Here is a 13,308-nt window from a genome sequence, read left to right as displayed (position 1 = left end):
TTGAGCCAAATTCTGCACTTATTCACCCCATCGTCTGATGCAAGGAAAAAATCCGATGAAGCGATCTGCGTTGCAGATGATCACCGTCATCATGGTCGCCTCGTGCCTGGGCTGGTTCGCAGCGGTTCAGCAACGGAGCGAGTCGTTCGCTCAAGACGCACAGCATCCGTCTGTCGCGCGAAGTGACGGAAGTCAGTTGCCGAAGCCGGATCCCGCGTTCACGGGCAAGATTGGTGAAACGTATAAAGAATCGACACCCAGCTATCCCCAGCCGGTGAAGGCTCCTCAAGGAAGCCCGAACGTACTGTTGATCCTGCTTGATGATGTCGGGTTCGGAATGTGTTCAACGTTCGGTGGCCCGGTACCAACTCCCCACATGGACCGACTGGCCGACAACGGCCTGAAGTACACGCGGTTTCATACGACCGCACTGTGCAGTCCCACGCGAGGCGCACTGCTTGCCGGACGCAATCATCACTCCGTCAGCACGGGCGTCATTATTGAAATGGGTACTGGGTATCCAGGCTATACCGGCATCATCCCAAAGAACACCGCGCTGGTATCCGAAGTCCTGCGAGACAATGGATACGCCACGGGGATGTTCGGAAAGTGGCACAACACCCCGGAGCCCGACATCAGCCCCGCCGGTCCCTTCGACCGCTGGCCGACGGGATTGGGTTTCGACTATTTCTATGGATTTAATCAAGGCGAAACGCACCAGTTCTATCCGACGATCTACCGGAATACGACATGGGTCCCGCAGCCCAAGTCGCCAGAACAGGGATACCACTTCACAGCCGACATGACGGACGAGGCGATCGCGTGGACGCGGAACATTCGCGCCGCAAATCCAGATCAGCCGTGGTTCAACTACTTCAGTACATCAGGCGTTCACGCACCCCATCACGCTCCCAAAGACTGGCTTGCCAAGTACGTCGGCAAGTTCGACTACGGCTGGGACAAGCAGCGCGAGTTGACCCATGCAAAGCAACTTGAGCTGGGGATTATTCCTAGTGGAACCAAGCTGACACCTCGCCCGAAACAGATCCCCGCGTGGAACGAACAGTCGGCGGACGCGAAGAAGGTCTACGCCCGACTGATGGAGAATTACGCGGCCTACATGGCCTATACCGATCACGAAGTCGGCCGCCTGATCGACAGTTTGCGTGATTCGGGCGAACTCGACAACACGCTAATCCTTTACGTTGTGGGTGACAATGGCGCAAGTGCCGAAGGTGGATTGGAAGGAACGTTCAGTGAAATCGCCAGCCTGGTCGGATTGCAGCTTGGACTGGCGAGCACGATCAAGCGGATTGACGAAATCGGCGGACCAAAGAGTGAGCCGCATGTGCCCGTCGGTTGGGCATGGGCGATGACGGCGCCGTTCCAATGGACAAAACAAGTTGCCAGCCATTTCGGAGGAACCCGAAATCCGATGATCGTTCACTGGCCGAATGGAATCAAAGCCAAGGGTGAGACGCGCACTCAGTTCCATCACGTGATCGACGTGGTTCCGACGATTCTGGAGGCGTGCCACATCCCTGAGCCCAAGACCGTGAATGGGATCAATCAAAAGCCGATCGAAGGAATTTCGATGGTCTACTCGTTCGAGGACGGTCGGGCCAAGGACCGCAGAAGCACCCAGTACTTCGAACTTGCCACGAACCGGGCGATCTATCATGACGGCTGGGTGGCGTGCAGTCAGTACGGACTGCCATGGGAAACCGCCGGCCGGGGCGATGGATTCCTAACAGCACCGTGGGAGCTTTACGACATCGAACGAGACTTCAGTGAAGCGGACAACCTGGCGGCGAAGCATCCCGAGAAACTGAAGGAGTTGATCACGCTCTTTAAGGAGCAGGCAAGACAGTACGACGTCCTTCCGCTTGACTCGCGATTCAGCGAGCGAATGGATCCGAAATTACGAATCGCCGGCCCCCCGAAGACGCATTGGAATTATTTCGGCAATTCTGTCTGGTTGCCAGAACCCATCGGCCCGCAACTGTTCCCCCGCCCGTTCACGCTCACAGCCTCGTTAGACATTCCGAAAGGCGGCGCAGAAGGTGTGGTGACGTGCGTTGGAGCATTCTCGTGTGGTTGGACACTGTACATCAAAGATACCAAGCCCGTGTTTCACTACACCTACTTCGACGTCGCAGATGCAACGATCGCTGGCAGCGCCCCAGTGCCCGAAGGCAAAGTCACGCTGGGAACCGAGTTCATTCCTGACGGCACGAAGGAAGGCAGCGGGACACTGAAGCTTGTCGTCAATGGGAAGCAGGTTGCCGAAGGGCATCTGAAGCGAACGGCTTTCCGGCATGGCCTCGAACCGTTCGAGGTCGGCCGTGACTCGATCACTCCCATCGATTCCATCTACGCGAATCGAGGTGACTTTGCGTTCACCGGCAAAATTGAGAAGATCACATTCAACTTAACGAAGATGAAGTAGCAACAGCTCGCTCATCGTCGCGCGGTTGATACTTCATTACACCGTCCGAGAGACGAAGAGAATTGTCGGGGCTCCGCAGGACGCGGTCGCCGCGGCAGATTCGTGAACACGACTCCCAGCTCTCGATCCCGCGCATCACTGGATCGCGACCGTTCCCGAACCCGTGTACGCGAACGATTGGCCGTAGATGCTGTACTTGAATGTCTGAGCACCACTCGGTACGGCAGCAGTCAGGGTGAAGGTCGGATTGCCTGGCACGTTAAAGTGCCCACTGAGCGTCACGGTCCCTTTCGCGGTTACGACTCTTGTGACTGCGAAACTATAACGGAATCGCGGCCCTGTGATTTGGCCCGAACCGCTGACAGAACCATTCGCCGCGACCGTGGTTGTCGTCGAGATCTTCAGTCCGCCGGGGATCGTCGTCGTGACAACCACTCTTTTTGGTGCATTCGCCGCGTATGCCAATGAAGAGACCAGAAGAATCGCCACCGTCAACGCCATGATCCGCTGCATCGTGAATCCTTTCGATGGGGCACGAACTGAACAGATACGCAGAAAACGACGACAAACGCCGCGTCCCCTGAGCCCGCAAATCTGTCTTGATCGCAACGCAGATCCGATGCCAATTTCGTCAAAGCAAGGCAGAACCTGAAATCATCATGACGTTCCGACAAAGAAACAGTCACGATGCAGAAAGCTCGCGCTCAAATGCAGCAAACGTGCCGTTTCGCGCCGTTCGACAATCTTGACGACACGCGCATTTCGACGAGTGCGGAGTCACGAATACCAAATTTGGTGTAACGTTCTATGATCGCCTTCAATCATGCAACGGCCCCCGAGCCGAAGTATTCCGGACAACAAAACACGAGGATTGATTGGACGCTACAATAACCGAACAGCGAAGGGCTTCGATTCGCGATCATGGCGCAGCGATATACTCATGAGCCCTGAGCCAATCAATCGCACGCTTTTGCCAGTCAGTGGGACCAGTGGCGTTGGAGCGAGAACGCATTCCGAAGCCATGGCCGCCTTTTTCGTAGATGTGGAGTTCGGCAGGGATTTGGCGGTTAATGAGTTCCAGATACAGCAACGTACTGCCCTGAGCTAACGAGCCTTTGTCGTCGCCCATCTGTGCAATGAACGTGGGCGGTAGACCGGCATCGAGATTGATGTCGGAGCGCAGGCCCTTCGTCATGGGATCGTAGATCTGGTACGCATACAGCAACACCAGAAAATCCGGTTTGTAGGACTCGGTGTTTGCCTCGACGGGAAAGCTGGGCTGGTTCGTCGCAGCGACAAGCGTGACCTGACCTCCGGCAGAGAATCCAAGGACACCGACTTTCGTGGGATCAACCTGATATTCGGTTGCGTGACGACGCACTTCAATGAGCGACTTTTGAAGGTCTTGAGTGGGTCCGATATTCGGCACGGGTAGCTTGTTCGTAGGGACTCGGTGAGCCAACTGAAAACCGACAATACCGTGCTGAGCCAACCAAATCGCGGCATCCGAACCTTCGTGCTCGTCCGCTAGCAGGCCGAAACCGCCGCCTGGCACTACGATCACGGCGGCTCCTGTTCGCTTCACATCAGCGGGTGGTTCGTGAACGAAAAGTCGAGGCTGCGAAACGCTCGTCCGACGCTGAATCCCATCAACCCCCTTCTCGACCTTTTCAGGAGGGTCTGCGGGTATGACAGGATCAGGCATACCTTTCGACCACAGCAGAATTTCAGGGGGTGCCGCTGATGCCGTTGAAACAACGACCGCCAGACATATCAGGAAGATCAAACGATTTATGAGCGATAGCATCGTGACTCTTTCACTTGCATAGGCGGGTTGAAAAGGGGCGAAGCCTGGATTGGCATGAATTGCAAACCTGGGCGTCAAAGTGAAGTTCGCACGATGCGGACATCGGCCCCAGCTCATTTTGTTTCCGCAGGACTGATCCCGCAAACGTGGACCGAGCGAAATCATTGCCGTCGTGTCTGTCATCAGCACACACTTGTGGAATGTCTGCGTCGTTCAAGACCTGCGCAAGCCAACGTCCATGATCCTCACGAGAATCCTTCGGTGTTCCGCGACGATCATGGACGGATTTGACAGAGAACGAACGACGAAACCCTCCGAAGAAAGTTTCAAAACATGAGCGGACAAAACAAAGCCCCAGAGGCGGCGTAAAAAACACCCCAGGGGCTCATTGATTTTGATCGAGATCGCTCGTATTAAACGTCGAGATCTTTCACATCGAGAGCATGCTTCTCGATGAATTCACGGCGCGGTTCAACGGCGTCGCCCATCAAAACGCGGAACATTTCATCTGCAGCCGCGGCATCAGCCATGGTCACCTTGAGCAACGTGCGAGTGCCTGGGTCCATGGTGGTATCCCACAGCTCTTCGGCGTCCATTTCACCGAGACCTTTAAAGCGTGTCACCTTCATGCCTCGTTCGCCCAGGTCACGCAGTTGTGGCCGCAGTTCGCGAAGACTGGTCATCTTCACGGTGTGATCGTCCTGCAGAATGCGGAACGGATAGAAGGTTTCGCCATCTTTCGCACCGGGCGGATAAAGGTCCTGCAACTGAATGCCATACCCTCTGAGCTCACGCAGAACGTCATTAATCGTGCGCATTTCGTGCAGGTCGATGATTTGCAGCGGTGCCTCTTTCACCGTTCCAGCGGGCGTTGCCGCAGGGGGAGTTGCCCCCTCTTTCACCGGGGCTGGAGTTCCGTTCGGTTCGCCAGCAATCTCCAGTTCCGTGCCGCGTTTCTGTTCTTCTGCATGCACGAACTGTTCGACTTCATCGCGGGTATGGAACCACTTTTCTTCCTTGCCAAGGAAGACGCGGTACTGGGGCAGCGGCTTATCAGCTTCCGGCGACTGGCGATGGAGATACTTCAGCGTGATCCCACGCCGTTCGAGCAATTCGATTGGTTCTTCCACTCGTCCGAGCAATGTCGAGATACGGCGCAGGTGATCGCCTTCGATGGCATCGCCATTCGAAAACATCACTCGGCTTCCGTTCAAGCCCAGTTCCATCAACTCGGTAACCATCACCTCGTGCGTCTGCACGTAACGACTTTTGTTCCGCTGCGTCACTTTGTACAGCGGCGGTTGGGCGATGTAGATGCATCCGTTTTCGACCAGCGGCTTCATGTGTCGGAACATGAATGTCAGCAGCAGCGTTCGAATGTGGCTGCCGTCGATATCGGCATCGGTCATCAGGATGATTTTACCGTAACGCCGTTTCGTCACATCCTCGAACTCGGCCATCGGCGGAATGCCAATCGCTTTGAACAAGTTGGAGATTTCGGCGTTGTCGAGAATCTTGATCAACTGCGCCTTTTCGACGTTCAGAATCTTACCACGCAGCGGCAGAATGGCCTGGACGTTCGAGTCACGTCCGGTATCGGCCGAACCACCGGCCGAGTCCCCTTCCACGAGGTACAGTTCGGTAATATCGAGTTCGCGGCTGCGGCAATCTCGCAGTTTTTCAGGCAGGCCGCCTGATGTGAGGGCCCCCTTGCGCCGCACCATTTCGCGCGACTTGCGGGCCGCTTCTCGTGCTTCGGCGGCCATCAACCCCTTCTGTGCGATTCGCTTGGCGATGTTGGGATTCTCTTCCATGAACTTCGACAATTGCTCGAAGACAATGGAATTGACGACACCTTCAACCGAGGCGTTGACCAGTTTTTCCTTGGTCTGTCCCTGAAACTGCGGATCGGGCACTCGGACGGCGACGACAGCCACTAGCCCTTCGCGGAAGTCGTCACCTGACGGGACGATTTCTTCGAACAACTTTTCACGTTTGCCGTAGTTGTTTACGGCTCGCGTCAGCGCCGCGCGGAATCCGCTGAGGTGCGTTCCACCCAGGAAGTTATTCACGCAGTTTCCAAACGTCCGCACGTTGTCGTTGAAACCGTCGTTGTGCTGGATTGTCACAGCAACTTCGATCCCATCCAGCAGTCCATTAACCCGGATGATCGGTTCGTAGAGCGGCGTTTCCGTGCGGTTGAGCCAGCGGACAAATTCGACGATGCCATCGGGATAGAAGTATTCGTCTTTTTCACCTGACCGTTCGTCAAGAATGCGGATGCGCACCCCCGCATTGAGAAACGCGAGCTCCTGTAGTCGCTTGGCCAGCGGTTCGAAGTTGTAGCGGGTATCCGGAAAGATATCCGGGTCGGCCTTGAAGGTGATCTTCGTTCCAGTCGTATCGCTTTTGCCCAGCTTTTTCAGCTCGGTAGTGGGCTTGCCGCGCGCGAAGTCCATGGTCCAGACATGACCTTCACGACGGACTTCGGCTTCCAACCACTCCGCCAAGGCGTTGACTGCCTTGATCCCGACACCGTGCAAACCGCCGGTTCCGACTTTATAACCACCATCGCGATTGAACTTGCCGCCAGCATGGATATTGGTCAGCACGACTTCCAGCGCCGATTTATTGTCTTCTTCGGGCATCGGTCCGACGGGAATGCCGCGTCCATCGTCCGCCACCGAGACACTACCGTCGGCATGAATCACCACAGACAACTGCGTGGCAAATTTGTTGGCGCATTCGTCGATACAGTTGTCGACCAATTCATAAACGAGGTGGTGCAACCCCAGCGTCGTCGTATCGCCGATGTACATCGCGGGGCGATGTCGAATCCCTTCGAGCCCTTTCAGCGCCTGCAGATGTTCCGGCCCGTAATCACTGCTGGCGGGACCGGTCGCCGCCGCAGGCTCGGCACCGGCGGGTGCGTTGTCTGAGGCTGGAAAAGAAGGATCGTCTGCGTTGAGCTTGTTCGAGTCGGCCAAAATCGGTCTCCGTATCGTCAATCACTGCTCACACCAGCAAGGGGTTGCTGGCGAGTCATTTTTCGAGGGGGATCAAGTTCCACTGAGTTTGAATTTGAGGTTCTTGATCTTCAGGTGCGGGGCTTTTTGTTTCAGTCTCTGCAGCAATTCCGGTCCCTGAAATGCAGAGATTTCGCTGAGCAGCGGAGCATTCTCGACCGAGACCATCAGAACCCCCCGGCTGACCTGTAGCGGTCGCGTCTGCGCGGCGAGTTCGGGTCCAGCGACGGCTTTCCAAACAGCTTCGAGTTCATTGTCGCCCCGCACGCGCGCAAATCCACGCAGCGCAATCAGTTCGCTGAGAGCCAGGGACAGCAGTTGGGGGTCACGTGCAGCCATGCGTAAAGTTTGTCATCCGTTTCCAGTAATCAGGTCTGGTCCATCATCCCGATCAAGCACTCAAATTCTGACAGAACCAGCGGTACAGGCAGTTACAAGTCCATTTCTAAAGAACAACTCGGTCAGCTCAATTGTGTGCATCAAAGGAACGTCCCCGTCGATGATCGACGGGGACGACAACTCAATCACGCGCCAGCGGCATTACCACGTACGTGTAGTGATCATCGGTCACCATGGTGGCTCGATCGTCATGGCTGATCAGGTTGAGATGGAATGTGGAGCTCGAATCGAGCACTTTCAAAAACTCGGCCACGTAGCGAGGATCGAACGTGATCGTCATCTCGGGTCCGTCGTACGCAATGGGCATTTCGATGGTCGAGGCGCCGATATCCGTGGCCTTACTCTGAAGTTTCAGATTGCCTTTGCCAAACACGAAATCGACCCCGCGACTTTCTTCATTTGTGACGATCATCGCCTGCCGCACCGCCGTGTAGAACGGAGCGACAACCAGATCGATCGTCGTGTTGCAGGTTTCGGGCACCACTTTGCGATAGTCGGGGAACCGGCCCTGCACCAATTGGCTGGCGATTGTCGTCCCCTGGCAGCGGACGACGATGTCATTTTGATGCAACGCGATGTGCACTTCTCCGGTGCCGTCCCCAAGACTCTTTTCGATCAAACCCATCGCTTTGGAGGGAATCACAGGCGACGTAGCGGGGATCGCGGGATTACCAACGACGCTCGAGGCGGCTGTCACGACAGCCAGTCGGCGACTATCCGTGGCGGCGAGTGTCACCTTGTCGAGGCCGAGTTCCATCTGGATTCCCCCCAGCGCATAGCGGGTGCTCTCGCTGTCGGTGGCGAAAATCGTCCTTCGGATCATCGTCCGCAGCGCGGCGGCTGGAACGACGAAATAGTCGGTGTCTTCGAAGGTGGCAACTGGCGGGAAATCGGCGGGATCTTCGGCAGACAGCCGGAACTCGCTGTATCCACAGCGAATCCAGGTTGCGTCGTTCGTGATTTCCAACTGAACCAGGTCGTCGTTCAATTCGCGCAGAACAGCCAGCACGCGAGCGGTGGGAAGCAACGCTTCGCCGCGCGAATCGGACTGGACGTCGGGCACGTCACAACGCATGCCAATCTCGCTGTCGTTTCCGGTCAGCGTGGCCTGGTTTCCACTGACCTGCAGCTTGACGTTCTTGAGAATGTCTTTTGGCGTACGCGATGGCACGACGCCCGCGACCGTCTGGAAGGCGGCGGTCAATGAATTTCGCTGGCAAGTCAATTGCATGGTTGAGAACGGCCTCTTGAGAGGGGACATTTTTCCCCGGATGCATCGCTGCCGGGCCCTGAATCTGGCGGCAGAAATCCCTTATTTTTCCGGGCTGTGTAGTGTAACAAAACGGCCCTGTCGACGCACTCGATTTGACCCATCCTCGTAGCTAAAAACTGCGGAACAGACGGAGAATTCCGGCGAGCCAAGAATCAGTGCTCCCCAGTTCGCGAAAAGGCCCATCTGAAGCTTGATTTTCGAGCCCCCCGACGTTCACCGACACGCCGCCCCCTCAGCGAGGAAATCACGATACGGAATGCCAAATCGGCCGTGTCCCCGGCGCACGCTGATCAGCGGCCAGAAAGAACACCCCGCGGCCGACAGTTTCCTAAGCCGACGATTTACCATGTCGCCACTGATCGACGGCGACGGCAATGACAATCACGATTCCGAGCAACATGTCCTGAACGGGGTTCGAGACTTCAAGCTGCGTGCAGCCACTGGCCACCACTGACATGATCAACGCTCCCGATAATGCCCCCAGAACCGTAGCCCTTCCGCCATTCAGGCTGCCGCCGCCGATCACAACTGACGCGATGACACGCAACTCCAGCCCGACGCCCGACGTCGGGTTACCAACCGTCATACGAGAAAACTGGTAGAGCCCTGCGATTCCGACGAACAGCCCGCTTAAGGTGTAGATCGCGATCTTGTTCCGCGGCACATTGATTCCACACAGGCGTGCGGTCGCCTCATTGGAACCAATCGCGAAGACGTAACGTCCAAATACCGTATAGTGCAGCACGGCCGCCAAAATGATTGACAGAACAATCGTCACCCAAACCCCCGCTGGCACACCAAGCCACTGTGCCGACGGCCGGACGCTTAGCAAATCCATATACCAGGCGGGCACCTGGGTACTACGGTCGGGCCGCACTGTCGTATTGTCAGCCACCCACTTCGCCAGCCCCAAGTAGAACTGCATGGTCCCCAGGGTGACAATGAATGGAACCATCTTCAAATAACTGATCAGAAATCCGTTGAGCAACCCGCAGAAGCAACCGGTTCCGACGCCGACAACAAGCGCCAGCCACGGGGTCCATTTCGTCCAGCGTTTTGACGCCAGCTCAACGGACTCGAAACGCACTGTGAGCTCGGCAACTCGCTTTTCAGCCGTTCCAAGCGCCTCGGCGTCTTTTGCGGCGTTCCTATCGGATTCAGCGGCTTTTAGGCGTTGAGCGGCATGCGCAACGTTCTCCCCGACAACAAGCCGCAGCGCGATGTCTTCCTTCAGACTCCACGCCAGCATTGTGGCGGCCAGCGCAATCGCCGTCCCCACCGACAGGTCAATCCCGCCAGAAATGATCACAACGGTCATACCCAGCGCCGCCACCGCGACGATCGCCGTTTGCGTCGCGATGTTGCGAAGGTTTTCTTCCTGACCAAAGGCGGCCGCCTGACCATGCTTCCAATAGTCGGCAACATAGAACAGCAAGGCGACAGTAAACAGCGCCAGAAACGGCCGACCCAGCCGGAGTGCAAACCTCCACATGGAACGAGTCAGACCACGAGTTTCGAGTGAATTCGTCATGGCAACTGTTCACGTCCTTGGCGCGAGACGAGCGTTTGCGTGATCGAGATCATTTCGAGCGTCGGCAAGCCGCAGTTCACCAGCCGCCTGACTGTACTGGCCGCAATGTCACTTTCCGCTCGGCCGCTTGGGGTCTTTGGCCAACGGCAACGCAACACGCCTGCCCGTCCAAGAGGACTGATAAATGGCGAGAATGATTTCAACCGCCTTCCGCCCTTCGTCACCGGTGATTTTGGGCTTTTTGCCCAGTTGAATCGCCTTCACGAAGTCCTTGAGCTGCTCCATATGTCCTACGTAGCTGATCGCCTTGGGATCGCTGGCCCCGCCCGAACCTTCTTCTTTGTTCATCAACTTGTCGACAACCGCACGATCTTTGGGCTTTGTCTTTTCGAAATTCCAAAGCAACACGTCGTCCTGTTCGACAATCGCCGAACCAGCCGTACCATGGATTTCGGTCTTCTTCAACAAGCCGGGCCAGATGGCCGTACTGGCGGTAATGGTGCCGACCGCACCATTTTTGAACTTGATCGCCGCGACGCCGACATCTTCGACCTCGATCCGCTCGTGCCCCAGGGTCGCGGTCACGGCGCTGACTTCCGCCACGTCGCCCATGAGCCAGTAGAGCAAATCGACGTTGTGGATCGCCTGATTCATGTACGCGCCACCACCATCGAGACTCCAAGTGCCGCGCCAGCCGGTTTTGACGGGGGTCTTGGAGCCCTTGGGCTGGGGCCCGTCGTAGTACTCTTGTGTCCGCCACCATTTGACGAATGTATCGGCCAGTGTCAGTTTGCCGAATCGCCCTTCGTCGATCGCTTCTTTCAATGCGATATTGGCCGGACTGAACCGAGACTGGAAGATCGGGCAAAGCATCACACCATTGCGGCGGCAGGCATCGAGGATGGCGTCACATCGCTTCAGCGTGATCTCCATCGGCTTTTCGACGACGACGTGCTTCTTCGCCTGTGCGGCCTTCACCGCGGGTTCCATATGAGCCCCGCTGGGAGTGCAAATCGTGACGATATGCAGTGTCGGATCCTTCAGCATTTCGTCCAGGTCGGTGTAAACGGTCACACCGGGATTGGCGGCTGCGAACGCCGTGGCGGATTCGGGACGGCTGTCGAAACAGGCAACAAGCTTGGTGCCCTTCATCCGCTTGATCGCTTCCGCATGGAAATTGGCGATCATTCCGCAACCCACGATCCCGAAACCTACGTGCGACATATCTGAACCCTAAAACGGTCGAAGTCCGGTTTGTTTGATCACAAAGCCCGGCATTCTACAGTCGCGCTGCGCGAAGTTCGATCCAACGGAGGTTTCTGGTTGATCACGACACACAGATGGTTCAAGAGTGTCCCCACGAATCAGAAACGCAGTCCAAGCTCGGTAATTTGAGCGAACTTTAATGCGAATCGTGCCGAGCGCCAGGCCATGCCCTCCGCAATCTCTTTCTCTGTGCCTTCGCGCCTCTCACACTACCAATGTGCGCCCAGAGGCGAAAAACGTACAGGTGGACTCAACGGAACTGGGGAGACACAGAGAGCAGACTTTGGTAACCGGCGATCAGCCCTGGGGAGCGGCGGCGAGTTGTTCGCGTTTCCAGCGAATGATGTCGTCCAGGATCTGGCCAAGCGTCATTGTTGGTTTTCGCCCCAGCGTCTTTTCCAGACGGGACACATCGGGAACTCGACGGCGGACATCTTCGAAATCGTCGCCGTAGGCATCGCGATACGGCAGAAACTCAATTTTGACTGCCGGATCCACGCGTTGAATGATTTCTTCCGCCAACTGCCGGATGGTCACGGGATAGTCACTGCCGATGTTATAGACGGCACCATGCGCGGACGGTGTTTCCACCAGACCGATCACCGCATCGACGACTTCTCGAACATGCCCGAAGCAGCGGACCTGTTGGCCATCGTCATAAACGACGACGGGCCCCCCTTTTAGTGCCGCATCGACAAACCGGGGAATAACCATGCCATAGTGCCCCACCTGGCGTGGACCGACGACATTAAAGAACCGGCCGATCACGACGGGTAACCCCAGCTTGCGATGAAAGGCCAGGGCCAGAAATTCGTCGATCGCCTTGGAACAACCGTAGGCCCAACGCGGTCGAGACGTCGGCCCGAAGACCAGGTCATCTTCTTCAGTCCAACGTTCTTTCGGATTCTTTCCGTAGACTTCGCTGGTCGACGCGATGAACACGCGGATGTTTCGTTGCGCAGCCAGTCGCAACAGTTCTTCGGTGGGATAAATGTTTGTTTGAATGGTTCGAACCGGGTCATCCGCAACGAGCTTCACACCCACGGCGGCCGCCATGTGATAGACGACATCGGCTTTGGACATCACGTCCGCCAGAAGCACCGAATCCGTGATCGAACCAGAGCGAACTCGGAGCAACGGATGCTTTTCGATCGCGGCAATGTTTTCGCGCCGGCCCGTAGACAGATCGTCGAGGATCGTGACCTCGTTCCCCATCTCCAACAGTCGCTCGGAAAGGTGACTGCCAATGAAACCCGCGCCACCGGTGACAAGAACACGTTGCATGAACCGCTCCAGAAACGTCGTGGCCGCCAGAAAGAAACTCGGCGCCCGGAAAGCCGTCACGATACCCGAGATCTGCTTCCGGCAACAACCGAACAGCGTTTCGCACCAAAATTCGATCAACTTCGGCATCAAGACATCCTCGACGTTTCCTTCATTTGAAGGTCTGCTCGCCGAATCGCTCTTTCGTCATGCAGAACACCGACCAGACTCGCTATCGCGAATGCATTGTGGAACAAAAAGAGGACTTTCATGGCCAGTTCGCGCCGTGCATCA

At 56.5% G+C, this 13,308-nt stretch carries 9 protein-coding genes; 1 reads left to right on the top strand and 8 read right to left on the bottom strand.

Going from position 1 to position 13,308, the window contains the following annotated elements; genetic code table 11:
• Nucleotides 1–55 precede the first annotated feature (55 nt).
• Nucleotides 56–2,449 carry an arylsulfatase gene (locus OSO_RS0137025; RefSeq protein ID WP_010587811.1) on the top strand — a complete coding sequence of 798 codons (2,394 nt, stop codon included), beginning with the start codon at nt 56–58 and terminating at the stop codon, nt 2,447–2,449.
• Nucleotides 2,450–2,584: 135 nt separating this feature from the next.
• Here OSO_RS0137025 and OSO_RS0137020 read toward each other — a convergent pair whose 3' ends face one another.
• The 8 genes from OSO_RS0137020 to OSO_RS0136970 all read right to left on the bottom strand — a co-directional run bounded on the left by OSO_RS0137020 (nt 2,585) and on the right by OSO_RS0136970 (nt 13,035).
• Nucleotides 2,585–2,962 carry a hypothetical protein gene (locus OSO_RS0137020; protein WP_010587810.1) on the bottom strand — a complete coding sequence of 126 codons (378 nt, stop codon included), beginning with the start codon at nt 2,960–2,962 and terminating at the stop codon, nt 2,585–2,587.
• A gap of 406 nt (nt 2,963–3,368) precedes the next feature.
• A complete protein-coding gene (locus OSO_RS0137010) occupies nt 3,369–4,256 on the bottom strand; it encodes an alpha/beta hydrolase (protein WP_157606008.1) in 888 nt (295 codons plus the stop codon).
• Between the two features lie 413 nt (nt 4,257–4,669).
• The gene (locus OSO_RS0137000; RefSeq protein WP_010587808.1) at nt 4,670–7,243 is read right to left on the bottom strand and encodes a DNA gyrase subunit B; all 2,574 of its coding nucleotides are present in this window, start codon (nt 7,241–7,243) and stop codon (nt 4,670–4,672) included.
• A 72-nt stretch (nt 7,244–7,315) separates the two neighbouring features.
• On the bottom strand, nt 7,316–7,621 hold the full coding sequence (locus tag OSO_RS0136995; RefSeq protein WP_010587807.1) for a DciA family protein: 306 nt from the start codon (nt 7,619–7,621) through the stop codon (nt 7,316–7,318).
• 181 nt (nt 7,622–7,802) lie between these two features.
• Entirely contained in the window at nt 7,803–8,912 is a 1,110-nt protein-coding gene (dnaN, locus tag OSO_RS0136990; protein WP_010587806.1) for a DNA polymerase III subunit beta, read from the bottom strand.
• 370 nt (nt 8,913–9,282) lie between these two features.
• Nucleotides 9,283–10,485, bottom strand: coding sequence for an ABC transporter permease (locus tag OSO_RS49115; protein ID WP_010587805.1), 1,203 nt, complete (start codon nt 10,483–10,485; stop codon nt 9,283–9,285).
• Between the two features lie 108 nt (nt 10,486–10,593).
• Nucleotides 10,594–11,709 (bottom strand): Gfo/Idh/MocA family protein, encoded by a 1,116-nt coding sequence (locus OSO_RS0136975; RefSeq protein ID WP_029247851.1) that lies wholly within the window; start codon nt 11,707–11,709, stop codon nt 10,594–10,596.
• Between the two features lie 339 nt (nt 11,710–12,048).
• A complete protein-coding gene (locus OSO_RS0136970; RefSeq protein WP_040593841.1) occupies nt 12,049–13,035 on the bottom strand; it encodes an NAD-dependent epimerase/dehydratase family protein in 987 nt (328 codons plus the stop codon).
• Nucleotides 13,036–13,308: the final 273 nt, after the last annotated feature.

Origin of the sequence: Schlesneria paludicola DSM 18645 (assembly GCF_000255655.1) — a bacterium.
Classification (GTDB): domain Bacteria; phylum Planctomycetota; class Planctomycetia; order Planctomycetales; family Planctomycetaceae; genus Schlesneria; species Schlesneria paludicola.
This window is presented reverse-complemented; position numbering and strand designations above follow the sequence as displayed.